Origin of the sequence: Corynebacterium sp. HMSC064E07, from assembly GCF_001815745.1 — a bacterium.
Taxonomy (GTDB): domain Bacteria; phylum Actinomycetota; class Actinomycetes; order Mycobacteriales; family Mycobacteriaceae; genus Corynebacterium; species Corynebacterium jeikeium_D.
This window is the reverse complement of the sequence record NZ_KV821815.1, coordinates 1-24393: the sequence shown is the minus strand read 5'-3', so window position 1 is coordinate 24393 and position 24393 is coordinate 1. Positions and strand designations below refer to the sequence as shown.

Genomic DNA, 24393 nt, shown 5'->3' with positions numbered 1-24393 from the left:
CATTCGTTGCAATATAGAGGAATGAGCGAAAATCAGGCCCCTACCGAAAAGGCAGCTGAAGCCGTCGCGGAGTTCAACCGCGTGCCCTCGATCCTGTCCATCCAGTCGCATGTGAGCTACGGCCATGTGGGTAACTCCGCTGCTGTTTTCCCGCTGCAGCGCGCAGGTTTTGAAGTGTGGCCGGTCCACACCGTCGATTTCTCCAACCACACCGGCTACGGCCAGTGGCGCGGCCCGATGATTCCGGCCACGGATGTGCGTGAGGTCATCAAGGGTATCGATGAGCTGGGCAAGCTTGACGACGTCGACGCGATTATCTCCGGCTACCAGGGCGGTAGCGATATTGCGGATGTCATCATCGAGGCCGTGGCGCTGGCCAAGGAGCGCAACCCGAAGGCCATTTACTCGTGTGACCCAGTGATGGGAAATGCTAAGAGCGGCTGCCACGTGTCGGATGACATTCCGCCGCTGTTGCGCGACAAGGTCGTGCCGGTGGCAGACGTGATCACGCCGAACCAGTTTGAGCTGGGATACCTAACGGGCCGCGAGGTCGGCGACCTGGAGTCCACCATTGCGGCAGCCCATGCTGCTCGTGAGATGGGCCCGGAGGCCGTGCTGGTCACCAGCGTGCTGCGTCCGGAGCGCAAGGAGGGCGAGATTGAGATGCTCGCCGTCAACGGCTCGGGCGCATGGCTGGTGGCGACGCCATACTTGCCGCTAAAGCGCAACGGCTCCGGCGATGTCACGGCTGCGCTGTTTGCGGGCAACCTGCTGCGCGGTCGCGGTATTGACGGTGACCTGTCGGTCGCGTTGGGCAACACCGCGGCCAGCATCTTTGAGCTGCTAAAGGTCACGCACGAGTCCGGCTCTGGCGAGCTGGAGCTCGTTCGTGCGCAGGAGGCCTACGTCCACCCGGAGCAGCGTTTTGAGGTTACGAAGGTAGCGTAGCGCTTTATAAGCGAATATGGGGGGAGTCGATGGCGGCAGCACTTATGTGTTGCCGCCATCGTCGTACCAGGTCTTCGGGATTTTTCTGCCTTTTACCTGGGTTCTAAACATTTGCGCAACAAGAAGAAAAGATTTTGAACCATTGAAATAAAGTTTCCAATGAGTAGATAATGAAAACGGTTACTACTTAGTTGTGCCTATCCTTCAATAAAGGGGAGTAAATGTTTTCTACCCGCACGGGGCGAACCCTGGCTGTCTCGGTCTCTGCACTTGCGATTTGTGGCCTCGGGTTGACCGCCTGTTCGAACCCCGATGATAAGTCCGCCTCCGGTGCCGCCGGGGACTCCGGCGCCAGCGCCGAGCAGACCCTGGTCCTGCTGGATAACAACGAAACCGGCGGATACAACCCGGTTGCTGGTTACAGCAGGTCCGGCGATTCCCCGGTCTACGAGGGCCTTTTCCGGCTCAAGCCGGTGTCGGGTGACACCTCCACGAAGCCCGTCGACTTTGAGCCTCTGCTAGCCTCCGGCCCCGCCGAGCCGAGCAATGGCAACAAAACGTGGACCGTTCCAATCAAGGACGGAATCACCTTCTCCGACGGGACCACCTTCGGGCCGGAGGACGTCGTGGCGACCTACAAGGCCATCCTCGACGAGCGCTCGGCCTCCTCTGAGGCTCCGAACTGGGAAATGCTCGATGAGGTGCACGCCGACGGAGACAAGGTCGTCTTCGAGCTGAATATCCCGTACGCGGAATTCGATCACCAGCTCCTCAACGGCATCGCCCCGTCGGAGGCCTTCAACTTCGATGATTTGAAGCCCGCCGAGGACTCAGATCTCAATACCAAGCCCGTGGGAACTGGCCCGTTCAAGCTCGAATCTTTGCGTGCCGACGAGGCCATCTTCACGGCCCGCGAGGATTATCACGGCGGGGCCCCTGAGCTGAAGAAAGTCATTTACCGAGTCAATCAGGACGAAAACTCCCGTGCTCAGCAGCTGCGCGGCGGCGAGGGCGACGGAACCATTATGGAGCCGGCGTTGGCGCAGGAATTTGAAGGCCAGGAGGGATTCAAGGTCGAGTCGGCGCATTCGGCGGACTGGCGCGGAATCACCCTTCCAGCGGGCAACCCGGTCACCGGTGACCAGGCAATCCGCAATGCGGTCAACCTGGCTGTCAACCGTGAGGCCATGGCGAAAGACGTGATGAAGGGCCACGCGAAGCCGAACTCCACCTTCCTCGCGGACTTCTACGGCGACGCCTACGACCCGACCGCCGAGATCAAGCACGACACCGCGAAGGCCGAGAAGCTTCTCGACGACGCCGGGTGGAAGAAGGGCTCGGACGGCATCCGCGTCAAGGACGGCCAGCGCGCCGCGTTCGATGTCATCTACTTCCCGAACCGCGATCACGCCCGCACAGACCTGACGTTGGCCGCAGCCTCCGACCTGAAGAAGGTCGGCATTGAGGTCAATCCGGTCGCCCGTGATTCCAAGTCTGTCACCCGCGAGGACTACGCCAAGACCCCGGTCATGCTGGGAGGAGGCGGTACCCCGTACTCCGTCGACGGCCAGATCTACTCAATCTTGCACTCCAAGTACGCTGAGCCGGGTGCCGGTGCCAAGTGGGATAACGGCTCCGACTACGTCAACCCGGAGATCGACAAGCTGCTCGACCAGGCGCGCGTCGAAGCGGACCAGGCCAAGCGAGACGAGCTCTACCGTAAGATTCAGAAGCTCTACGCCGAAAAGCCCGCCATGCTGCAGCTGGTCTACGTTGACCATGTCTATGTCGAGCGCGACCGTGGCTACACGCACCCGGATGCCATCCTTGAGCCCCATGCCCACGGCCTGAACTTCGGCCCGTGGTTCAACCTGGGGGCATGGCACAAGTAAATGACAAAAGCCGAGCCACACCCACGTCCTCACCCTCGCTCGCGCCCGCACTCACACCCGCGTCTACACCCCTCTGAGCATCAACCCCGTTTCAAGAGCCGGAAACGGCAGGTCGCAGGAATCGTCGTGAGGCGAGTGCTGGTAGCCGTTCCCATCGTTGTGGCGGTGACGGCAGCAGTGTTCGCGCTGGCGGCGGTGAGCCCCTTCGACCCTTTGGATGCGTATCTCAAAGGTCAGGCGGGCAACCTGACCGAAGCGCAGAGAGTCTCGATTTCTCACCAGTTGGGGCTGGATAGGCCCTGGTGGGAGTCGTGGTTGGTGTGGCTGCAGGGCCTGGCGGTGGGCGACCTTGGCATTTCGAGGTCCTACTCACAGCCGGTGACGCAGGTGCTCGCCGAGCGTCTGCCGTGGACGATGCTGCTCGGCGCCTGCGGACTTGCCGGAGCTATCGCGCTGTCATTCGTTCTGGCACTGTGGGCTGCGGTGCGGCGCGGGGGAGTGCTAGACCGGCTAGTCCTGTCGATCTCGACGGTGATTCAGGCGACCCCGCCCTTCGTCGTTGCACTCGGCGGCCTCGGCCTTTTTGCGTTGGCCTGGAAGCTATTTCCCACCGGAGGCCTGACCTACCCGGGCGAGCCCGTGACTTTCTCCTCTACGGTGGCGCACCTTACGCTGCCAGCTGTCGTTCTTGCGATTACGCAGGTGCCGTGGCTGGTGCTGTCGTTGCGTGAGTCCATCGTCGAGGTCATGGACTCCGGCGCGGTCACCGGAGCGCAGGTCCGCGGCATTCCGCGCCGAACGATTATTTTCTCCCATATCCTGCCGACCGCAGTGCCGCCTTTCCTCGCGCTCATCGGCGCGCGACTGTCTGAGCTGGTCGTCGGATCGACACTGGTGGAGGCGGTCTTCGCGTGGCCTGGGCTCGGAACCGCACTGGTCAAATCGGCTCAGAGCTTGGACTTTCCGCTGCTGAGCATTCTCACTATCGCGACGACGGCTATCGTCCTGCTCGGAAATCTGCTTGCCGACGTCGCCTTCGTCGTCCTCGACCCACGGGTGGATGCAGATGCTTAAAACGACAAAGAGGCCGGTCGCCCCGGTCGTGGCCGTGGCGTGCCTGGTCCTCATCGCTGCCTACGCCTTTTTAACTCCGCTGTTTCACGACTCCGACCTGGTGCTCACCGACTTCGCCAATTCCGGTGTCGCCCCGGGGCCTGAGCACTTCTTCGGTACCGATTCGAAGGGGCACGACGTTTTCGTTCGAGTTGCTGCGGGAATGCGCATTTCCCTTTTCATTGCACTGGTCACGGCAGTGTGCTCGGCGATCGTCGGTATCGTCCTCGGCGTTACCGCAGGCATGCTCGGCGGGCGCGTCGACCGCGTCATTATGCGCAGCGCCGACGTCACCAACGCGCTGCCGCACCTGCTACTGGGGCTGCTCATCGTCAGCCTTTTCCGAGGCTCGGTCCCCGCAATCATCATCTCCCTGGTACTGACGCACTGGGTGACCATCACCCGAACGGTCCGTGCGTCCGTGCTGCATCTGCGGGGCGCCGAGTTCGTCGAGGCCGCGCTCCTGTCCGGAATGAGCCGCGCACGCGTGCTAGCTCGGCACGTTGTTCCGGCGGCACTGGGGCAGTCCTTGGTCGGCCTTATCTTGCTGATCCCGCACGCAATCTGGCACGAGTCGACGCTGTCTTTCCTTGGGGTGGGCCTGCCGCCGCACAAGCCGTCTCTCGGGACTCTGCTTGCCGACGCCGAGGGCGCCCTGCTTCTCGGCCATTGGTGGATTTTGGTGTTTCCCTCGTTTTTCCTCGTCGCCACAACGTTGTGTATTGCGGCCGTCGGCACGCATTTGAAGGAGCGGGTGACCGGACAGGAGGTGCTGGTGTGAGTGCTCGGGAGGGCGTCGGCAAGCGAGAGAAGCTGCTGGACATTGAGAGACTGACAGTGCGGATTCCCCTGCGCGGTGGTGACGTGGTGCATGCCGCGACGGGCGTGTCCCTGACTGTGGGTAGGGGAGAGGTCGTCGCGGTTGTGGGTGAGTCGGGCTGCGGAAAGTCGATTATTGCCTCGGCGGTGGTTGGCATGCTGCCGCCGCACGCGAGAGTAGAGGGGCAGGTGCGTTTCTATCCGCGCGAAGGGGCAGCTGACAGTGGTGCAGAAGCGGAGAGGAACGCCGAGCCCATCGAAATTCTGGCGCGGCGACGTACCGGCGCGGGCCTTGCTCGCACTGACGAGGAGCTGGCGGGGCGGCAAATCGCGCTAGTACCGCAGTCGGCGGCGACGTTTTTGACACCGGTGCGCACGGTCGGGGCACAGCTAAAAGAAACAATTTCCGTTCTGGGGCGCAACCACACGGTGGAGGAGATGCTGCGGCGAGTCAGCCTGGATGCGGAGGTCGCGGCGCTGTATCCCCACGAACTTTCCGGGGGTATGGCGCAGCGCGCAGCAGTGGCATTCGCCCTGGCTGGCGACCCTGCTCTGGTGATTGCTGACGAGCCGACGGCCTCCCTCGACCCCGACCTGACCATGGCCCTGCTGCGCATGCTTCGCCAAATCGCCGACAGTGGTGTGGGAGTCATGCTAATTACGCACGACATTTCCGAGCTGCGCGATAGCGGCATCGCCGACCGAGTTGCAGTGATGTACGCATCGCGCCTTGAGGAGACGGGACCGGCAAAACAGGTGATTGAGGCCCCAGCCAGCGAATACATGCGCGACCTGCTCGCAGCGCTGCCCGAAAACGGCATGCGGCCGATGCCCGGCGTGGTGCCGAGCTTGACGAACCTGGACGAGGACTATTGCTACGCGCGCAGGCTCGAGGAGGCGGGGAAATGAACGAGGAGGCTGTGGTGAGTAAGGCGTTGGTGAGTGAGCAGGCTTCGGTGAGCTGTGACGCGCAGGCGAGTGGCAAAGCGCTGGTCGCCGAGAACGTGTCGAAGTCATTCGGCGCCAAGGACGGCTCTGCGAGAGTCGTTTTATCGGACGTTTCCATCAGGGTTGATCCAGGGCAGATCGTCGGGCTTCGTGGGCCTTCGGGGGCTGGCAAGTCCACGCTCGGCCGTATCCTCGCAGGCCTGGAAGTGCCCGATTTAGGGCAGTGCTTCTGCGACGGGGTGCCGGTCGGCGCTGTGCGCAGCCGCGCCGGGCAGCGGGTTCGTGGCCAGATTGGGATGGTGTTTCAGTCTCCCCGAAGGTCCTGCGACCCGCGGATGACTTTGGGGCGCACCATTCGCTCAGCCGCACGACAGGGGCGGCAAGGGCGGCGGGATGGTCAGCGAACCGGGAAAAGTGTGGACATCGACGAGCTCATCCGAAACGTTGGGCTGACTCCGGACCTTCTCGATCGCTTCCCTAGCCAGGTCTCAGACGGGCAGCTCCAGCGTGCCGCAGTCGCTCGCACCCTGGCCGCCGGTCCACGCTACCTCATCTGCGACGAGATGACCGCCATGCTCGACGCCGCCAACTCCGCGGCAATCGTCGAGGTCATCCGGGATTTCGCCGTATCTGGCGGCGGTGTTCTCATGATTAGCCATGAACACAGGCTTCTCGCCGCCGTGTGCGACGGCGTCCTCGCCTTAGAGTAGCGATATTGCTTAGCGCCCAGCTTGGAGTCATTGAACCTTCACTGCCTGTGATCGCCGATAGAATATAGGAATTAGGGTAGCCATACCTATGACAGGTAGTGTAGGCTCTCCTTTTGTTGGTTGAATGGTTGGCTATCAATCGTTACTTGCTTGAAGGACTTCTATTGATTGATTCAAAAACTCCAAAGCTTCGACTTTTGACCCGATCGGACTTGGAAGATATCGAACTCGAACCTTCGCTGGTTATCCGTGCAGTAGAAGATGGATACTTGGCATTCGCGGAAGGTTCCTCGCAGTGCCCGACAAAAATGATGATTGACTTACCGGTTGAGAGCCGGGACTCGATTGCTTTTTCGATGCTCGGTTTTGATGCCAACCGTGATCTCGTTGGATACAAGACCTCTTATCGCCACGGAAGCGACAACCCAGATAAGTACTACACCACCATTAGTCTCTACGACGATGAAAGCGGCATGCCATACGCGCTAATGGACTGCCAAAAAGTTGGAGCCTCGCGAACTCCCGCTACGACAGCATTGATTGCGCGAGAATGTGCACGCGCTGATGCGAAGACTGTGACTGTTTTTGGCACTGGGATTCAGTCAGTTAACACACTTTCCTACTTGGTCACAGCAGTGCCGAGCCTCGAAAAACTACAGCTGCATGGAACTCATCCGGGAGGATTAGAAAAAAGCCGGAAGTCGCTTAATCACTGGTTTCCCGAGCGGAATATCGAACTAGTTGAACGCGATGATGCTTCTGTTATGAAGGCAGTTCAAAGCAGCGATATCACCGTAGTTGCTTCCGGTCGTGCCTGGCACCCATCGATTCAAACTGAATGGATTCCCGAAGGTGGGCTGCTAATTTCTGTTGCTTCCAAGGGAATTGCGGATGGTGCTGTTGCTGCTGCAGACAGGGTAATTGCTACTAGTGCCGGACAGTTCGAGCTAGTTGGGCAGCGATTGCTCCAGGGCAAAGAAGTGGAATTGGATGCAACACTACCCGATATTCTCGCGCGAAAGGCCCCAGGGCGCACGAATGAAACTGACCGAGTTTTTGCATTCTCGACGGGAATGATTATTACGGATATTCCAGTTGCTCAGGAACTTGCGGTTCGTGCATTTTCTGCTGGGCGAGGTACGGAGGTGTCGCTATGGTCGTAACGCTCGCTGTCGGCACTACGGGAAATGAAAAGTGAACGATAAAACTTTTGCTTCTACACCCTCTGTGCCCAAGACCTCGACCCTGGTCCCGAAACAACGTGACTGGGCGAAAGATTTACTGTCAATTCCAAGTGACGGCGTCTCGGAACTAACTCGTTTAGCCACACTAGCGGCAGGGCCTTTTCATGTTCTAAATACTCAGGTTTTTCGCCAGAATTTGAATGCTTTTGCTGCTGTTTGCGAGCGTCACGGAGTCGACTCGCATATCTACTTCGCTCACAAAGCAAATAAGTCTGCGTGCTGGATCCCCGCAGTCGCCGAAGAGGGTCATCGCGTAGATGTTGCGAGCGGGGAGGAGCTCACCGGCGCTTTAGGCGCTGGTGTGTGTGCTGCCGACTTAGTTGTTACGGGTGCGGAAAAATCGCAATCGCTTTTGACTCTTGCTCTCAGGCAGAGAGTTCTAATTGCAGTAGATTCTCCGAGCGAACTATTCCGAATTAATTCGCTGGCTAAGGATCTTGGAGTCGTTGATGCTCCGGTGTTGATTAGGTTACTGCCTGAAGAACAGCCTGAGACTCGCTTCGGCACCTCCATGGCACAGTGGCTTCGAGAGCTTGAGGCCCTGCGAGAACAATCTAGTAATGGGATTGACTGTAGGGGCGTGACCTTCCATTTGAACGGATACAGTCCCGCTCAGCGTAACCGCCAAGCACATAAAGCTTTGGATTTTATGGAAATTCTTCGAATTAAAGGATGGACGGCAGAGATGCTGGACATAGGTGGAGGATTTTCGGTTCAGTATTGTGAGCCATCCCAGTGGGAAATGTTTCGGGAAAAGGTTATTGATTCACCGGATAAGCGAGACTATTTTCATTCTGGTCGAATTCCAGAAGGGCTTTATCCGTATGGTGGGCAGGGCAATGATGGCCCTGAAATGTTAGATGAAATTCTTTCGGGAGTAGCTAATTCGCCTTCAGTTGAGAGGATTGATAAAACTAGCACTTCGCTTGCGGAACGGCTAAAAAATGGGCGATTTCAGTTGGCCATTGAACCAGGCCGAGCGGCGTTAGATGGTTGTGGATTGAGCGTTTTTCCAATTCAGGGTGTGAAATGGAGAGACGACTACATAATTATTACTGTTGCGGGTTTAAGTATGAGCCTTTCTGAGCAATGGAAAGGCAGTGAATACATGCCTGACATGACGTTATGGGAGAATCCCGGCTCAGATGATGGCGCCAATTACATGGGCAGGCCTAGTGGTGGCAGTAATTGTCTATCGCGCTCGGTTGGTGTCTGTGTTGGCGGAAGTAGCTGTATGGAATATGACATGCTCACTTGGCGAAAGGTCCAAATGAATCGAATTCCGAGAGTTGGGGATTTGGTTATTTATCACAATACGGCTGGTTATCAGATGGACAAAAATGAAAGCGAATTTCATCAAATTCGCCTGCCCATGCGGTTTGTTTGGGAAGGTCGGGGAAGCTTGCCGAAAATAGATAGGCCTTTATATCGGGAATTGGTTTAAATGTCTAATTGGGGTCTGTCATGATTGATTTTCCATATTCTGAAAAAAAATTAAGAAAACCTTGCGCAACATGTTCGCTTCAGAGTTGTAGTTTAATTGGAAACACGCCAATTCTTGAACTGTGTAATACCGGATCCGGAAGCCGGTTATTACTGAAGATGGATTGCCTAAATCCGACGGGAAGCGTAAAGGTGCGAATGGCGCTGGAGATGATTGTTGCTGCGGAGATCTCCGGCGAGCTCAAGCCGGGCGGAAGAATCATTGAACCCACTAGTGGAAACACTGGTTTAGGTCTGGCATTTGTGGCCTCTCAGCGGGGATACAAGTTTACGGCGATTGTGGATCATCACGCTGCTAAGGACAAGCTGCGTTCCATGCAAGCACTTGGAGCAGAGTTGGTCTTCGTCGGGGATAAAGAATCCTGTGTTCCGTCTACGAGCCTTAGACGTGCGAAGGCCGCAGAAATTGTCGCCGAGACCTCGGATGCATGGTGGCCAGATCAGCACAATAATCCCAACAACCCAGCTGGTTACTGGCAGCTTGCATACGAACTCGATGAGCAAATCCCAGAAAAGGTTGACGTTCTCGTTGCGGCAATCGGAACGGGCGGGACGTTGTGCGGTACAACGGAACATCTGAGGAAGCTTGGGCATACCGCCGAGTCGTTGGCTGTTGAACCCGAAGGCTCCATCATTTTTGGTGGGGTGCCAGGGGCATATAAGCAATCAGGTGCCGGTGCTCCGTCGGGTTTCAAAATCGGCAATAACGTCCGCTACAACCTCATCGACCATGGAGTCAAAGTTAGCGATGTCAAGGCATTCGCTGTGGCCCGAGTGTTGGCTAGGGAACATGGGCTCATGGTTGGAGGCACAGCAGGTGCTGCAATCTACGAAGGTTTGCGTCATCTACACGAGTTTCAGGCAGGAACAACAATGGTCGTCATTGTTTGTGATGCTGGTGAGAAATATCTCGACACAATTTTTGATACTGATTGGCTTCAGAAAAATCATTTGTATTCAGAAGTTATGGAGCGTCAAGTTTCGCGAATGCTCAGAGCCTATTGTGATTCTCGTGCCATTGCTAGTTCCTTCGAGGTGGCCGGGTGATAAATCCAGCTCGTGCAATTGGCCAGCAAACCGTGTCCTACCGTGATGTCTATTCGCTTGCGCTACCCATCGCGGGCGTTCAGCTAGCGGGGGTTGCGCTAACCACGACCGATGTGCTGATGCTGCAGACCCTCGGTGTAGTGGCAATTGCCGGCGGCGGACTCGCAATGCAGTTCTACAACCAGATTCGCACCATGTGTGTCGGTATGGTCACCGCCGGAGGCAACCTAGTAGCCGAGGCCGCGTCGGAGTGGGAAAAGACAGGCGAGGAAGTTGCGGCTGAGCGAATCCGCCAAGCGGTACGCAGTTGCATGGCCGTCGGTACCGCAACTGCAATCATTGGTGGCCTCATCGTGATTTCATTTGGTGCGCTTGCACTCATCTTGCCCATCGACGACACTGTTGCCGAGCTAGCGTTCTCGATGACGGTCGCGCTTGCACCAGGCCTTATCCCGATGATTTGGCTCAATGTCCTGCGGCAGTTTGCAGTCGGCATGCGTCGGCCGGGCTCTCTGCTGGTGGTTACGCTCATCTCCATCGTTGTCAACGCTGCTCTCAACGCTGGATTCCTCCGGCTAACAAGTGTCAATGAATGGGGAACTGCATGGGGACTGGTGGGCATCGGTCTGTCGACCACCTGCGTCCAGGTTTTTACCCTGCTGTCCTTTGCTGGCTTGCTGCAAAGAGACCGTCAGCTACGGAAATTCTTCGCGGTCATTCCGAGGCCCGGCGACGCAGCATGCATGAGGCGCATTATTCGGCTTGGGATTCCAGTTTCGCTTACCTACGGCTCTGAAGCTGCGATTACTACTATCGCAGGTCTAGCGATGGGCCTGGTTAGCCCAGTCATGCTGGCAGCGCACACCGTTGTTAACCAACTCGCTTATATCGTCTACCAAGTATGTATCGGCTTCTCGCACGGAGGATCTATACTGGTCAGCCGTGCATTAGCGGATGGTGCCGAGGCAGTCAAACAGGTATCACGTCGGGTTTTGCACGCAGTGGGTATTTATCTTGCCGTCGTCGGTTTGCTCTGGTTGCTACTGGGCAAGTACGTCGTTGGACTGTTCCTTACTGATTCCAACGTTAGTGCCAATCCCGATGTACGCCATATAGCGACAATCTTGTTGTGCCTTGCCGTGCTTCAGCAGTTCGCTAAAGGCTCCCAGAACGTGCTGGTGGGGCTCCTTCGTGGGCTGCGCGACACGAAGTCGGGTCTCAGTGCGACCCTTTGGGGCTACTGGGCGGTGGGGGTTCCAGCTCTCCTGATTCTTGGCCTTGGCCTTCGTTGGGAAGGATATGGCGTTTGGGTTGGGCTCATCCTTGGCTTTTCCACGACCGCTGCTCTGCTTTACCGCGCTCTGCAGCGTCACCTGCAACCCACTAGTTCCGTGTGACGGCCGAAGCTTCGTAACACCCATCCAGAAATAGTCTGAACCATCCACGTAAAGATGACGTTTTCCCTCTACCGAAGGGGATCCGAGGAGCTGAATATGCGGTCGACTGACCGCCTGCTCCGGAAAGAAGAAAATGAAGGTTAGTTCTCCTCTTACTCCAAGCGTGCTACTGCGTGACTTCCCCGCAAGGGTGCTTTTCGCGGTACTCCTATGCATGTCGCTCGTCCTTCTCGCCGCTTGCTCAGATGGAAATGGAGACGCATCCGCTAGCAGTGAGAAGCGTACCGTCGTCGATGCGCTAGGACGCGAAGTTAAAGTCCCGCAGAATGTCGAGCGAATCCTGATGGGCGGGCAGAAGATGCTTTACACGACGGCGCTTCTGAACCCAGACAATCCAACTGACAAGATCGTTGCCTGGCCAGAGGACCTGAAGGAAAACGACAAAGCCACTTACGACCGCTACGTTGAGAAGTTCCCCAAGATCAAGGACATCCCGACCACAGGCGAGATTTACAACAACACTATGTCGCTGGAGCAGGCTCTGGAGTCCCGACCCGATGTCTTCGTAGTAAATGCGGGTGTCTTCGACGCGGCTAAAGATGCTGGAATCGTTGATGGATTAGAAAAGGCAGGCGTGCCGACGGTGACTGTCGACTACTTCATTGACCCAGTGAAAAACACCGAGCCCAGTATTCGAATGATGGGACAACTGCTGGGGCGTGAAAAGCAGGCGGAAGACTTTATCAACTACTACGAGAAGAAGGTCAACAAGGTCGCTGACCGCCTTGCCGAGAAGAAACCAGCACCGACACCGACATTCCTGTGGCGAGCACCCGGTTACTTTGACTGCTGCTCAACCTTCGCCAAGTCCAACCTGGCGCAGATTGTCAATTTTGCCGGTGGACTAAACCTTGGCGACGAAATGATTGATGCGAAGCAAGGGCAGGTATCGCCAGAGGCATTGGCCGGGAAGAATCCTGAAGTCATCATTGCCACAGGCGCAGACTGGGATCAGGGTAAGACTCCGGTCAAGGAAGGAAATTACGTACCGCTGGGTTACTCGGAATCGAAGGAAGAGGCGCAAAAGGCCCTTCACGATGTCGTCGGTAAGCAACCCGCTGTGCGTGAAGTCGACGCGGTGAAAAGTAAGCGTACTTTCGTCGCATGGCATCATTTTTACGATTCGCCATATAACTTCCTGGCAGTCGAGATGTTTGCAAAGGCCATGCACCCGGACTTGTTCGGCGACATTGACACTGAACGAGAGGTACAGGACCTGCACGATAAGTTCCTGCCAATCGAGGCCTCGGGCACCTTCTGGACTGGGCTGGAGTGATGTCGAACATGCAAGTTTCGCACGGAAACCTGGCAACAACGCAGGGGAGCGGAGACGCCGTTCGCGGGGAGCAGGAAGTCAGCCCTGATAGAGTAATGGTGCAGTCAACTTTTCACTGGTATCAGCGCGCAGCACGGAAGAAGTGGGTGATAATCGCTCTGATTACTGTGGTGTTGGCTTTGACATCGCTTGCTGACTTTCTACTCGGTGGCGGTAGCATGCCTGCCAGCGAAGTTTTGCATACATTGACCCATCCGGTTGGTGCGCGACCCATTGACCACCAGATTGTTTTCGACATTCGGCTTCCGATGACCGTGACTGCAGTGCTCGTCGGAGCGACGCTGGCAGCGGCGGGCTCACAAATGCAGACAATTCTGGGAAATCCCCTGGCCGAGCCGTACACCCTGGGCGTGTCAGCGGCGGCCGGATTCGGTGCTGCCCTGGCTGTGGTCACCGGCTTCGCTTCTGAGGGAATCGGTGCGGTGCTGGGGATGGCCGGGACTGCGTGGGTGTTCGCGATGCTGGCCTGCGCTGCGATTCTGCTCTTTTCCCGATTTCGTGGCCCAGGAGTCGAGGGGATGATTCTCCTCGGTATCGCGATTGTATTCTTTTTCGACGCTCTACTGGCCCTGATGCAATACCTGGCCTCGGAGACGCAGTTGGAACAGGTTGTGTTCTGGACGATGGGTAGTCTCACCCGCTCGAACTGGACGCAGATTGCGTTGCTCGCGGTGATATTCGTGATGGGGCTACTCTTCTTTTACCTCAATGCCTGGTCGCTGACTGCATTCCGGATGGGCGATGACCGCGCAAAAGCCCTTGGCGTAGACGTTGATCGACTGCGTGCGCTGACCCTTATCGTGGTGTCCTTTATGGCGGCAACCGCTGTGTCGATGGCCGGTACGATTGGATTTATCGGTCTCGTCGGCCCACACGTTGCGCGCTTATTGGTAGGCGAAGATCAACGTTATTTTCTTACTGCTTCGACTTTGGTAGGGGCGCTGCTTCTGGTTGCGGCATCGGCAGTGTCGAAGGTGATTCAACCGGGTGTAATTCTTCCCGTAGGCATTATTACCGCAATTGTAGGAGTGCCCGTATTTGTCGCGATTATCGCTGGCCAGAGGAGGAAAATGTGGGTTGGCTAAAGGCAAGTCGCTTTGTCGGGAACGACGCTGTACATGGTCATCACGACAGCCCCAGTAAACCTGACGGTAAACCCCTCGGCGAAACCCCTCCAGAATCGTCCGCTCTTAGCGCGCGAGGAGTGTCTTTTGCTTACGACGGCCATCATGTCCTGCACAATGTCGACGTTGGGCCTCTTCCGATGGGAAGCGTGACTGCGTTGGTCGGTCCCAACGGAGCTGGCAAATCGACACTGCTGAGGTGTTTGGCGGGCCTTGAAAACTGCTCGGGGCAGGTACGTGCTGAAAGATCTCTATATTTGCCACAGGACCCTCCGCCGCTGAGCTCATTGACCGTGTACGAAAGCGTCCTGCTTGCCCGGCAACAGTCATTTTCTGGGTTTTCCGCACTGCGTGTCGGATCCACAGTGCGGGCAGAAGTGCAGGCCACCATTGAACGACTTGGGTTGGTTGCGTTGTCATCGCGGCTGATGTCTGAGTTGTCTGGGGGACAGCGGCAGTTGGTGAGTTTTGCGCAGGCGGTTGTGCGACGACCTCGGGTATTGCTTCTCGACGAGCCCACCAGCGCACTCGACCTGCGTAACCAATTGATGCTTCTCGGGCAGGTACGCAAGTGTGCGCGGGAATTGCCCTGCGCGGTAGTGATGACACTTCATGACCTGGGGCAAGCGGCGCGCTTTTGCGAACATGTGGTTGTTCTAGCCGATGGTCGGGTCAGCAGTGCAGGGCCTCCGGCAGAGGTCATTAATGAAGCTATGCTGCGAGAGGTTTATCAGGTAGAAGGTGCGGTGCTCCCGACTCGCAATGGCGGGCTGGCGGTCGAAGCGTCGGAGGCACTCTAGCGCAGACCCGTGACTGTAGCGCACGCTCTCGGCTGTTCTACAGCCACGAATGAGCGCTAAAGTGCAGGGCCCGACGAGCGCCCCAGCCGGCGCCCCCCCTAACTGCCCCTAGTAGTAGAACGGGAACTCGTCCCAGTTCGGGTCACGCTTTTCCAGGAACGCTTCCTTGCCCTCGACGGCCTCGTCGGTCATGTACGCCAGGCGAGTAGCCTCGCCCGCGAAGACCTGCTGGCCCATCAGTCCGTCATCGGTCAGGTTGAAAGCGAACTTCAGCATGCGCTGCGCCGTTGGGGACTTACCGTTGATCATGCGGCCCCACTCCACCGCGACATCTTCCAGCTCAGCGTGGTCGGCGACCTCGTTGACAGCGCCCATGCGGTGCATGGTCTCAGCGTCGTAGGAACGGCCGAGGAAGAAAATCTCGCGGGCAAACTTCTGACCAACCTGCTTCGCCAGGTAGGCCGAGCCATAGCCGGCATCGAAAGATCCCACGTCAGCGTCGGTCTGCTTAAAGCGGGCCTCCTGGCGGGATGCCAGTGTCAGGTCACACACCACGTGCAGGGAGTGTCCGCCACCTGCGGCCCAACCATTGACCACGGCAATGACAACCTTCGGCATAGTGCGAATCAGGCGCTGCACCTCCAGGATGTGCAGGCGGCCACCCTCGACCTTGGCACGCGCGGTATCGATGGTGGATGCGTCCGCGGTAGCGTCGTCATGCTCGTGGGATGTGGCGTACTGGTAGCCGGAACGACCGCGAATGCGCTGGTCACCACCCGAACAGAATGCCCAGCCACCGTCCTTGGTGCTCGGGCCGTTACCGGTCAGCAGCACAACGCCGACATCCGGGGTGCGACGCGCGTGGTCGAGCGCGCGGTAGAGCTCATCGACGGTATGCGGGCGGAATGCGTTACGAACCTCCGGGCGATCAAACGCAATACGCACAATGCCGTTTTCGCGGCCCTCGCCGACGTGGCGGTGGTAGGTGATGTCGGTCAAATCCTCAAAACCATCAACCGTCTTCCACTGCTCGGGGCGGAAGGGGTTATCGGTCGAGTACTTCGCGGTATCAGTCATGGCTTCCAGCATAAAGGTCTCTAGCATGAGGGGTATGTCTGTGTCCGCTGCGCCCAACATCCAGCTTCCGCCCATCGATGACATCCTCGACCGCGCCCACGTCGTCGCGCTGCCCATGGCAGTGAAATTCCGTGGCGTCACCACCCGCGAGGCACTCCTCATCGACGGCCCCGTCACCTGGGGCGAGTTCGCTCCCTTCCTGGAATACGAGGCGTCCGAGGCCGCCGCGTGGCTGCGCTCGGCCATCGAATGCGCATACGTCGGCCTGCCCATCCCGAAGCGCGAGTTTGTCGAGGTCAACGCCACCATCCCCGCCGTCACACCCGACCAGGTGCCGGAGGTCGTGGCGCGCTACCCCGGGTGCCGCACGTTTAAGGTCAAGGTCGCAGAGAGCGGCCAATCGCTTAACGACGACATCGAGCGCGTAGCCGCCGTCCGCACCGCGGTGGCCGAAGCCTATGGCTATGAACCTGTGGTGCGGGTGGATGCGAATCGTGGCTGGACTGTGGAGCAGGCCATCCGCGCCGCTCATGAGTTGGGGCCGCTGGAGTACATGGAGCAGCCCGTTGCGACTGTCGCCGAGCTCCGCGCGGTCCGCGACACAGTGGGGGAGTTTTGCCCGATTGCTGCCGATGAGTCGATTCGCAAGGCCGAGGATCCGTATTTGGTTGCGCGCGAACAGGCGGCGGACGTGGGCGTAATGAAGGTCGCGCCGCTTGGTGGACCACGCTGCTTGCTTCGGTTGGCCGAGGAGCTCGCGATGAAGGTGACGGTCGCCAGCGCCCTGGACACCGGTGTTGGCATGGCCGCCGGTTTGTTCACGGCGGCGGCCCTGCCTGCCACAGAGCTGCAGCCGGAGCCGAACGCGGCGGGTTTGGCCACGTCCTCGCTGTTTATCGAGGACGTCATCGAGCCCCGGCCACTTATCGATGGCCGACTGCCCGTCACCAACCCCGCTCCCGACCCTTCCCGCCTGGCCGAGCTCGCCGCGCCGGGCCCCCGCCGCGATTGGTGGTTCGACCGCCTCCGCGCGGCGTACGCCCATCTATAACGCCAAGAAAGTGACTAGGTTTATGACACTTTGAGCCCGAAAAACGGCTTCCAAACTGACATAAACCTAGTCAGTAACTCCCGGCAAGTAGCCTATTGAGTGTGAACAATAACCAGGACACCTCTCAAGACCCGGACACCGGCGCGGTCGAAACCACTCACGCCGTCCAGTCCACACAAGCCCCATCCGCAGTGGTAGCGGGCCTCATCGTCGATGAGCTGCTGCGTCTCGGCATGGTCGATGCCGTGGTGTGCCCGGGTTCCCGGTCCGCCCCGCTCGCCCGCGCTCTGGTCCAGGCCGCCGACGCGGCGAAGGTTCGCCTCCACGTACGTATCGATGAACGCTCCGCCGCCTTCCTCGCCCTCGGCCTGGCCTCGCGCACCCGCAAGGTGACCCCGGTAATTACAACGTCCGGTACAGCAGTGGCGAACCTCGTGCCCGCCATGGTGGAAGCCACCGCGTCGGGCATTCCGCTGCTGGCACTGACCGCCGACCGCCCCGCGCATTATCGAGGCACTGGCGCGAACCAGACCATCGTCCAGGACCGCCTGTTCGCTGATGCCTCCGTCGTCGAGTTCGATCTGGACGGCACCGCCCCGGTCACGAAGGCCACCGCCGCGCAGATCCGCGCTCGCATTGATCGCGTTGTCGCCGCCATGGCATCCGGCGCCGGCCACCTTAACGTCCGTTTTGTCGAACCGCTCGTGCCTGACGACGACTCCGTCGCCGACATCCCCGAGGGCCGCGCCGATGGCGGCCCCTGGACCACGATTGCGCCTACCAACAGCAACAACGTCGCCGCGGCCGCCATCGCAGCCAACTCGGCCACCGCAACCGGCCCGGCCAACGCGGCTAGCACAGCCACAATTGACATCAGCCGCCGCACACTCGTGATTGCGGGTTCGAATGCCCCGCACCTGCCGGCGCTGGAGGATTTGCCAACCATCGCTGAGCCGAATGCGTATGCGCCGGCGCACCCGGTGCACCCGCTCGCGGCGGGCACTTTCGCGCAGATTCTACCGGAGCAGATTGTGCTGGTCGGCAGGCCGACGCTGCACCGAGGTATCTCTAAGCTGCTGGCCAATCCGGATATCGAGCTGACCGTTGTCTCCGAAGCGGAAAACCACGGTTTTGGGGTGGAGTTCCCGGATGTGACGGCGAACGCAAGGGCCGTCGTAAAGCATGTGCAGACTTTGGGGGAGCAGGACCCGCAGTGGACGAAAATCTGTGAGGCCGCCAGCGAATTGGCGGTGAAGTCCGTGCGAGAGACGCTGACCGAGTCGATTGAAACGGAGGAACCGCTGACCGGATTTCATGTGGCGGCGGCTCTGACGGACAGCCTGCGCACGGGTGACAACGTGGTGCTGGGCGCGTCGAACCCGGTGCGCGATGCGTCGTACACGGGCCTGCCTTTCCCCGGTGTGAACACGTATGCGGGACGAGGTGCCGCGGGCATCGACGGCACGGTGGCGACGGCAATCGGTATTGCGCTGGCGTCCGACCGCGAGCATGCCGACGAGATCCGCCCGCCGCGGACGATTGCACTTATGGGGGACCTGACGTTCCAGCACGACTCCGCAGCGTTGGCAATTGGGCCGCTGGAGCCGAGGCCGGAAAACCTCACCATCGTGGTGGCCAATGATGCAGGTGGCGGTATTTTCGAGACGCTGGAGGCGGGCAGCCCGGTTCTGCGGGGAAGCTTTGAGCGCATCTTCGGCACCCCGCAGGGCGTGGACTTTGAGGGCATCTGCCAGGCTTACGGGGTCGAGCACGTGCGCGTTGACCGCCTCCCAGATCTGCTCGCGCAGTTGCACCCGGATACCGACGTCGATGGCATCCGCGTCATTGAGGTGGCGACCACGCGTGCGACGCGTCGGCAGTTGCATCACAAGCTGGCATACAATGCGGAGATTGGGGTGCTGGACAAGCACTAGCTGGAAACAATCAGAGACAGAAAAATAGGAGGTCGCGACCGCCATGCAGTGGAAAACTGCCCTGGCCAATTGGCCGCGCTTCCTTCGTCAGGTACTGCTCTTTGTAATGATTTGCCTGTTGCTGTCGTGCCTGGCCATGGTGGTTGGCTGCTTCATTAATGACCGCAATATCGAGTCGAACATGGGGCAGTCCGTAGCCAACGTGCGCTCGGTCGAGCTCCTTCGCACCACGGTTGATTTCGTCGACGAGAATGGTGATTTTCAGTCGCCGCCAACCGGTTTGCTCTATCCCGTTGGTCTGGAAGAGGGGCAGCGCGTCCGCGTCGAATACGACCGCACTGATCCCAATGTCGTCCGCGTCGCCGGACGCACATGGACGTTGTCACTTCTCCCGGCGACCAGCATCGCTGTGGTTGCATTTCTCGTCGTCGCGCCGTTGTGGTGGTTGTCGTTGCGCGCAACCCGTCGTTTACAAAGAGATCCCCAAAAGGTAAACAGAGGGTCACTTTCGCTTTCCGACGAGATGGAAAACTAGCACCATGCGCGTTGCCATCATTGCTGAAAGCTTCTTGCCCAACATCAATGGAGTGACAAACTCCGTGCTGCGGGTGTTGGAACACTTACGCCGTGAAGGACACGAGGCGCTGGTGATTGCGCCGGGCGCTCGGGACTGGCAGGAAGAGGCAGAGTTCTACTGCGACTACCGCATTGAGCGTGTGCCCACTGTGATGGTGCCGTTGATTGATTCGCTACCGATTGGTGTGCCGAACCGTCGGGTAGCGTCGGCGCTGACGCAGTTTAAGCCGGATGTTGTCCACTTGGCTTCGCCATTTGTGCTCGGTGGTGCGGGCGCGCTGACTGCCAAGGCACTGGGCATCCCGGCTGTGGCCATCTATCAGACGGACGTTGCGGGTTTTGCCAAGAACTACAAGTTGGCGGGGCTCTCCACGGCCGCATGGTTGTGGACGCGCGTGATTCACAACTCCTGCGCCCGAACGCTGGCGCCGTCGTCGCCGACTATTGAGGACCTGCAGGATCACAAGATTCGTGATGTCTACCGCTGGGGCCGCGGTGTTGATGCGGTTCGCTTTACTCCGACAAAGCGTAGTGAAGAGCTCAGGAAGCAGTGGAGCCCGGAGGGCAAGCCGATTGTTGGTTATGTCGGCAGGCTCGCGGCGGAGAAGTCTGTGGAGCGGCTGGCAGCGCTGAACGGCCGCGATGATATTCAGGTGGTCATTGTCGGCAATGGCCCGGAGCTGCAGAAGCTGCAGAAGCAGATGCCGAATGCCGTCTTTACCGGACAGCTCACCGGCGATAAGTTGGCAGCGGCATTCGCCAGTCTGGACGTGTTCGTCCACACCGGTGACTTTGAAACCTTCTGCCAGGCGGTACAGGAAGCCCACGCCTCCGGTGTGCCGGCCATCGCTCCGAACGCAGGCGGCCCGCGCGACCTGATTACCAACGACGTCAACGGCTACCTGCTGGAACCCAAGACTTTCACCCGCGATTTGGCTGAGGCGGTCGACAAGCTGCTGCTCGTTGACGATGAGCTGGCACGTAAGCAGCTGCGCAACCGCTGCCGCGACACCGTGACCGAGCGCACCTGGGAAGCACTGTGTGCAGACCTGGTTCGCCACTACGAGGAGGTTTCTGGGGTTTCCGCGGCCGAGACGTCAAGCAAGGTCGCAGCAGATGCGATTGATGCCTCCCATGCAGGTGCTGCTACGCGTCAGAAGTCGGTCGCGTAATCTGGACATCGTGTCTAGGGCTGATTTAACGAAAAATCCCAGCGAAGTCGCCTCGATGTTCGATGGCGTGGGGAAGAATTACGACATCACTAATACCGTGCTCACCGGTGGCATTGACCACTACTGGCGCGTGCGCACGGCAAAGCGCCTGAACCTGCAGCCTGGCCAGAAAGTCCTCGACCTGGCCGCCGGTACGGCTGTTTCATCAGTGGAGTTGGCAAAGTCTGGCGCATACGTCGTTGCCTGTGATTTCTCCCGAGGCATGCTCAAGGCCGGTGCACACCGCGATGTTCCCAAGGTCTGCGGTGACGGCATGAAGCTGCCATTCCCGGACAACACCTTCGACGCGGTGACCATCAGCTTCGGTCTGCGCAACATCGTGGACTACAAGGCGGGCCTCGCTGAGCTAGCTCGCGTGACCAAGCCCGGAGGCCAGCTAACAGTCTGCGAGTTCTCCACCCCCGTGATGCCGGTGTTCAGCACCTTCTACAAGGAATACCTGATGCGGGCACTGCCGCAGATCGCCAAGGTCGTCTCCTCGAACCCGGAGGCCTACGTGTACTTGGCGGAGTCGATTCGCGCCTGGCCAAACCAGCCGCAGCTTGCCCGCGACATCAATGCCTCTGGCTGGGAGGATGCCGGTTGGCAGAATCTCACCTTCGGTATCGCAGCGCTGCACTCGGCAACCAAGCCCGTGCAGTAGCTCGCTAGCTCTCAGTCGGGCTGGGTCGCAGGGTCCGTCGTAAAGCGATTCCTACTGCCAGGGCTGGCGCCCGAACCACTTATCGGAGGCCAGCGCTGTCCTCCCCGAAGCGCGCCAGAGTCGCGCCACTACGTCGCGGTCGTGTTCCGTGACCAGGTTTCCCATCAGGCGTGCGGCAACACCCATGAGCTGGCTTCCCCACGGGGCGCCGATGGTCAGCGGGCCGACCGTGGGAAGGAAGCTCGGGTACGTCAGCGTCAGCGCCAACTTGCGAGCCAGCGAGAAGCCGGTGCCGTAGTGGTCGCGAAGTAGGGCGGGCCAGGAGTGCGTCAGCCCATCGCGGCCCGCACCAATCGAACTAATCAGCTCCACCGCTAGCCGCGCCGACTCCATGCCGTAGTCAATGCCCTCACCGTTGAGCGGGTTGACCAAGCACGCAGCATCACCGAGCAACGCCCAGTTCGGCCCCGCCACATTCGACACGGCACCGCCCATCGGCAGCAGCGCCGACGTCACGTGCTCCGGCTCGCTCATCTGCCACTGATCGCGCACCTGTCCGTGGTACTCACGCAGCAACTTCTTCACGTTCGTGCGCGCCGGGCGTGCCGATGTCGCCAGCGCCCCACACCCCACATTCGCCCGGCCTTCTCCCAGCGGGAAAATCCAGCCATAGCCCGGGTGCGTATGCCCTTCGGAGTCGCGCAGTTCCAGGTGCGAGTGAATCCAGTCATCCGCTACGTCTGCGCTGTCGAAGCTGACATACGACCGTGCGGCCACGCCAAAGACGCTGTCTCGATGCCACGCACGCCCCAGCTGCTTGCCGACGGTACTGCGGACCCCATCGGCCACGAGCAACCAGCGGGCCGAGATGGTGTGTGGCTTGCCCTCGCGGTCGGAAAGCTCCACCTCGCGCACGCCATGACCCCGCGTGCCGCCAGTGTTCAGCGCTCCGAGAACCACCTTCCGCGCTGCGACTCCATCAAAGACCTGCGCACCGGCATCAGCGGCGGCATTGAGCAAGAAAGTGTCGAGCTCAACTCGCGGCATCGCGGATCCGACAGCGGGGAAAGTGCCCGAGGCATCATCTGGCCAAGGTGCGGTGATGGAGCCGCCGAAACCGTGTAGCTTGAGTCCGCGGTTGCGGTTGCGGCGCAGGAGCTCGTCGTCAAGCCCTAGACGACGTAGCTCAGCGATGGCACGAGGAGTGAGCCCGTCGCCACAAGTTTTGTCGCGCGGGAAGCGCTGGGAGTCGACCACAGTGACCGAAAAACCGGCGCGGGCGGCGTGAATTGCGGCTGCGGAGCCGGTGGGGCCTGCGCCAACAATGAGCACGTCAGTGCTGCTGGGTAGAGCGACGGTGCCGTCGAACGTGGGGGAAACTCGCGAAATCGGGCTTGAGGTCATTGCCCCAGCGTATAACGACGTTGAAACAAATATGGGAACTGGTCTGCTAGCCACTATGCTCGTAAGGTAGTTTATTTAGCAGTTTCTTATCTTTTATCGTCAGTTAGGCAGGTCTCGAATGCGTACTGGAGACTACTCCGGGCTTAGTTCCGGAAGTGCTCAGGGCACTGGTGAGCACACCGCCACTAGTTCTCACTTCGTTGATGAGGCGCTGGAAGCAACAATCACCGAGGGAATGCGCAAGAGCGAGGACCTCCTGATTACCGAGCTGGGGCGCGGCGAGGACTTCCTAGTCGAACGGGTTTCCCACCTAGCTCACGCTGGTGGTAAGCGCTTCCGCCCGATGTTTACCATGCTGGCCGCGCAGTTCGGGGAGAACCCGGAGAGCGATAAGGTCATCACCGCCGCGACGGTGCTGGAGCTGACGCACCTGGCGACGCTCTACCACGACGACGTCATGGATGAAGCGGATAAGCGCCGCGGCGTGCCCTCCGCAAACTCGCGCTGGGACAACACCGTCGCCATTCTGGCCGGTGACTACCTCTTCGCTGCTGCGTCCCGCCTGCTGGCAGAGCTCGGCTCCGAGAGCGTGGCTCACTTCGCTGAGACCTTCGGTGTTCTTGTCACAGGTCAGATGCGCGAGTGCCTCAACGACTTGGACCTGCCGATTGAAGAGCGCATCGAGCGCTACCTGAAGGTCATTGCCGAAAAGACCGGTGTGCTCATCGCATCGGCCGGTTATCTCGGCGCCTATCACGCCGGTGCGTCCGCCGAGATTTCCAACGCACTGCGCCGCTATGGCGAACTAATCGGTATCGTTTTCCAGATTGTCGACGACATCATCGACATCTCCTCCAATACCGATCAGTCCGGCAAGACTCCGGGCACTGACTTGCGCGAGGGCGTCTTCACGCTGCCGGTTCTCTACGCGCTGCAGGAGGACACCCCAGCCGCTGACCGCCTCCGCGAGATTCTTGTCGGCCCAGTTTCCGACGACGCGCTTGTCGACGAGGCCCTCGAGCTCCTGGCTCAGACCAACGGTGTGGCTCGCGCGATGGAGAAGGTCAATGAACTGCTGGATGAGTCCGACCGCGTCATCGCTGACCTTCCTGACTGCGCGGCCAAGGAGGCCCTGCGTCACGTTGCTCGCTACACCGTGGAGCGCGTGGGGTAGTGGATTGAGCTCCATCGGCGAGATGGGCCTAGGGGCGAGCACTGCTCTGAGGTGAGCTCTCCTCTGGGCTGAGCTCTGCTGAGGGGTGAATCCAGGTAGGGAAATATCCTCTCGACCTGCCGATTTGTGTAAATGACAGAGTAGTGGGTAGCATTCCATTCGCACCGTTTAAGAGTGCACGCCAGATTGCCCGAGCGGCCAAAGGGAGCGGATTGTAAATCCGTCGGCATTGCCTTCGTTGGTTCGAATCCATCATCTGGCACAGTGAAATCACCGCGAGAACTTTCTCGCGGTGATTTTTTTGTAGGGGCCGTTGATGGGGATGCGGGGTTAAACGACAAAATGTGTGTCTGGCTCGGCG

Annotated in this window: 21 protein-coding genes and 1 tRNA gene; 20 read left to right on the top strand and 2 right to left on the bottom strand. The window is 59.3% G+C overall.

What is annotated here, in order from left to right; all coding sequences use genetic code 11:
- The first annotated feature begins 21 nt into the window (after window positions 1–21).
- The 13 genes from pdxY to HMPREF3053_RS05825 all read left to right on the top strand — a co-directional run bounded on the left by pdxY (window position 22) and on the right by HMPREF3053_RS05825 (window position 14941).
- Complete coding sequence (gene pdxY / locus HMPREF3053_RS05885) at window positions 22–948, top strand: pyridoxal kinase PdxY (RefSeq protein WP_246819385.1); 927 nt, start codon at window positions 22–24, stop codon at window positions 946–948.
- A 221-nt stretch (window positions 949–1169) separates the two neighbouring features.
- Complete coding sequence (locus HMPREF3053_RS05880; protein ID WP_016422017.1) at window positions 1170–2840, top strand: ABC transporter substrate-binding protein; 1671 nt, start codon at window positions 1170–1172, stop codon at window positions 2838–2840.
- 135 nt (window positions 2841–2975) lie between these two features.
- Window positions 2976–3914 carry an ABC transporter permease gene (locus HMPREF3053_RS05875; RefSeq protein WP_224783768.1) on the top strand — a complete coding sequence of 313 codons (939 nt, stop codon included), beginning with the start codon at window positions 2976–2978 and terminating at the stop codon, window positions 3912–3914.
- Window positions 3907–4734, top strand: a complete 828-nt coding sequence (locus tag HMPREF3053_RS05870) for an ABC transporter permease (RefSeq protein WP_016422019.1) — start codon at window positions 3907–3909, stop codon at window positions 4732–4734. Before HMPREF3053_RS05875 ends, HMPREF3053_RS05870 begins: the two co-directional genes overlap by 8 nt.
- Window positions 4731–5681: an ATP-binding cassette domain-containing protein gene (locus tag HMPREF3053_RS05865; protein ID WP_016422020.1), complete on the top strand. Its 951-nt coding sequence runs from the start codon at window positions 4731–4733 to the stop codon at window positions 5679–5681. Before HMPREF3053_RS05870 ends, HMPREF3053_RS05865 begins: the two co-directional genes overlap by 4 nt.
- Window positions 5678–6430 (top strand): ABC transporter ATP-binding protein, encoded by a 753-nt coding sequence (locus HMPREF3053_RS05860; protein ID WP_083317223.1) that lies wholly within the window; start codon window positions 5678–5680, stop codon window positions 6428–6430. The genes HMPREF3053_RS05865 and HMPREF3053_RS05860 overlap by 4 nt, the downstream gene beginning before the upstream one ends.
- A 164-nt stretch (window positions 6431–6594) precedes the next feature.
- Window positions 6595–7593 carry an ornithine cyclodeaminase gene (locus HMPREF3053_RS05855; protein ID WP_070653449.1) on the top strand — a complete coding sequence of 333 codons (999 nt, stop codon included), beginning with the start codon at window positions 6595–6597 and terminating at the stop codon, window positions 7591–7593.
- Window positions 7594–7624: 31 nt separating this feature from the next.
- Complete coding sequence (locus HMPREF3053_RS05850; RefSeq protein WP_016422023.1) at window positions 7625–9118, top strand: type III PLP-dependent enzyme domain-containing protein; 1494 nt, start codon at window positions 7625–7627, stop codon at window positions 9116–9118.
- Window positions 9119–9138: 20 nt separating this feature from the next.
- A complete protein-coding gene (locus HMPREF3053_RS05845) occupies window positions 9139–10224 on the top strand; it encodes a PLP-dependent cysteine synthase family protein (protein ID WP_246819384.1) in 1086 nt (361 codons plus the stop codon).
- Window positions 10221–11621 carry an MATE family efflux transporter gene (locus tag HMPREF3053_RS05840; protein ID WP_065421727.1) on the top strand — a complete coding sequence of 467 codons (1401 nt, stop codon included), beginning with the start codon at window positions 10221–10223 and terminating at the stop codon, window positions 11619–11621. Before HMPREF3053_RS05845 ends, HMPREF3053_RS05840 begins: the two co-directional genes overlap by 4 nt.
- A gap of 214 nt (window positions 11622–11835) precedes the next feature.
- Complete coding sequence (locus HMPREF3053_RS05835) at window positions 11836–12957, top strand: ABC transporter substrate-binding protein (protein WP_224783767.1); 1122 nt, start codon at window positions 11836–11838, stop codon at window positions 12955–12957.
- Between the two features lie 95 nt (window positions 12958–13052).
- On the top strand, window positions 13053–14102 hold the full coding sequence (locus HMPREF3053_RS05830) for a FecCD family ABC transporter permease (RefSeq protein ID WP_042389120.1): 1050 nt from the start codon (window positions 13053–13055) through the stop codon (window positions 14100–14102).
- Between the two features lie 179 nt (window positions 14103–14281).
- A complete protein-coding gene (locus tag HMPREF3053_RS05825) occupies window positions 14282–14941 on the top strand; it encodes an ABC transporter ATP-binding protein (RefSeq protein ID WP_080969612.1) in 660 nt (219 codons plus the stop codon).
- A gap of 108 nt (window positions 14942–15049) precedes the next feature.
- Here the strand turns inward: HMPREF3053_RS05825 and HMPREF3053_RS05820 are convergent, their stop codons facing one another.
- Complete coding sequence (locus HMPREF3053_RS05820; RefSeq protein ID WP_016422029.1) at window positions 15050–16030, bottom strand: 1,4-dihydroxy-2-naphthoyl-CoA synthase; 981 nt, start codon at window positions 16028–16030, stop codon at window positions 15050–15052.
- Window positions 16031–16043: 13 nt separating this feature from the next.
- Here HMPREF3053_RS05820 and HMPREF3053_RS05815 point away from each other — a divergent pair, with 13 nt between their 5' ends.
- From HMPREF3053_RS05815 to HMPREF3053_RS05795, 5 genes are all read left to right on the top strand, one after another.
- Complete coding sequence (locus HMPREF3053_RS05815) at window positions 16044–17069, top strand: o-succinylbenzoate synthase (protein WP_070767424.1); 1026 nt, start codon at window positions 16044–16046, stop codon at window positions 17067–17069.
- 101 nt (window positions 17070–17170) lie between these two features.
- Window positions 17171–19003, top strand: a complete 1833-nt coding sequence (menD, locus tag HMPREF3053_RS05810; RefSeq protein ID WP_083317222.1) for a 2-succinyl-5-enolpyruvyl-6-hydroxy-3-cyclohexene-1-carboxylic-acid synthase — start codon at window positions 17171–17173, stop codon at window positions 19001–19003.
- Between the two features lie 43 nt (window positions 19004–19046).
- A complete protein-coding gene (locus tag HMPREF3053_RS05805; RefSeq protein WP_016422033.1) occupies window positions 19047–19538 on the top strand; it encodes a DUF3592 domain-containing protein in 492 nt (163 codons plus the stop codon).
- Window positions 19539–19542: 4 nt separating this feature from the next.
- Window positions 19543–20751 carry a glycosyltransferase family 4 protein gene (locus HMPREF3053_RS05800; protein WP_016422034.1) on the top strand — a complete coding sequence of 403 codons (1209 nt, stop codon included), beginning with the start codon at window positions 19543–19545 and terminating at the stop codon, window positions 20749–20751.
- A gap of 10 nt (window positions 20752–20761) precedes the next feature.
- Window positions 20762–21454 (top strand): demethylmenaquinone methyltransferase, encoded by a 693-nt coding sequence (locus HMPREF3053_RS05795; RefSeq protein WP_070767423.1) that lies wholly within the window; start codon window positions 20762–20764, stop codon window positions 21452–21454.
- A gap of 51 nt (window positions 21455–21505) precedes the next feature.
- On the opposite strand, the gene HMPREF3053_RS05790 is transcribed toward HMPREF3053_RS05795, so the two are convergent.
- Window positions 21506–22858, bottom strand: a complete 1353-nt coding sequence (locus HMPREF3053_RS05790; RefSeq protein ID WP_168163113.1) for a geranylgeranyl reductase family protein — start codon at window positions 22856–22858, stop codon at window positions 21506–21508.
- Between the two features lie 118 nt (window positions 22859–22976).
- Between HMPREF3053_RS05790 and HMPREF3053_RS05785 the strand changes: the two genes are divergently transcribed.
- Together HMPREF3053_RS05785 and HMPREF3053_RS05780 are read left to right on the top strand one after the other, a co-directional pair.
- Complete coding sequence (locus HMPREF3053_RS05785; RefSeq protein WP_049172333.1) at window positions 22977–24032, top strand: polyprenyl synthetase family protein; 1056 nt, start codon at window positions 22977–22979, stop codon at window positions 24030–24032.
- Window positions 24033–24212: 180 nt separating this feature from the next.
- Window positions 24213–24294 (top strand) — tRNA-Tyr (locus tag HMPREF3053_RS05780).
- Window positions 24295–24393 lie beyond the last annotated feature (99 nt).

Bases quoted from the DNA above. Each gene is read 5' to 3' on its own strand.
- pdxY (WP_246819385.1), top strand. From the start codon at position 22: ATGAGCGAAAATCAGGCCCCTACCGAAAAGGCAGCTGAAGCCGTCGCG.
- HMPREF3053_RS05880 (WP_016422017.1), top strand. From the start codon at position 1,170: ATGTTTTCTACCCGCACGGGGCGAACCCTGGCTGTCTCGGTCTCTGCA.
- HMPREF3053_RS05870 (WP_016422019.1), top strand. From the start codon at position 3,907: ATGCTTAAAACGACAAAGAGGCCGGTCGCCCCGGTCGTGGCCGTGGCG.
- HMPREF3053_RS05860 (WP_083317223.1), top strand. From the start codon at position 5,678: ATGAACGAGGAGGCTGTGGTGAGTAAGGCGTTGGTGAGTGAGCAGGCT.
- HMPREF3053_RS05845 (WP_246819384.1), top strand. From the start codon at position 9,139: ATGATTGATTTTCCATATTCTGAAAAAAAATTAAGAAAACCTTGCGCA.
- HMPREF3053_RS05835 (WP_224783767.1), top strand. From the start codon at position 11,836: ATGTCGCTCGTCCTTCTCGCCGCTTGCTCAGATGGAAATGGAGACGCA.
- HMPREF3053_RS05830 (WP_042389120.1), top strand. From the start codon at position 13,053: ATGGTGCAGTCAACTTTTCACTGGTATCAGCGCGCAGCACGGAAGAAG.
- HMPREF3053_RS05825 (WP_080969612.1), top strand. From the start codon at position 14,282: ATGGGAAGCGTGACTGCGTTGGTCGGTCCCAACGGAGCTGGCAAATCG.
- HMPREF3053_RS05820 (WP_016422029.1), bottom strand. From the start codon at position 16,030: ATGCTGGAAGCCATGACTGATACCGCGAAGTACTCGACCGATAACCCC.
- HMPREF3053_RS05815 (WP_070767424.1), top strand. From the start codon at position 16,044: ATGAGGGGTATGTCTGTGTCCGCTGCGCCCAACATCCAGCTTCCGCCC.
- HMPREF3053_RS05805 (WP_016422033.1), top strand. From the start codon at position 19,047: ATGCAGTGGAAAACTGCCCTGGCCAATTGGCCGCGCTTCCTTCGTCAG.
- HMPREF3053_RS05800 (WP_016422034.1), top strand. From the start codon at position 19,543: ATGCGCGTTGCCATCATTGCTGAAAGCTTCTTGCCCAACATCAATGGA.
- HMPREF3053_RS05790 (WP_168163113.1), bottom strand. From the start codon at position 22,858: ATGACCTCAAGCCCGATTTCGCGAGTTTCCCCCACGTTCGACGGCACC.
- HMPREF3053_RS05785 (WP_049172333.1), top strand. From the start codon at position 22,977: ATGCGTACTGGAGACTACTCCGGGCTTAGTTCCGGAAGTGCTCAGGGC.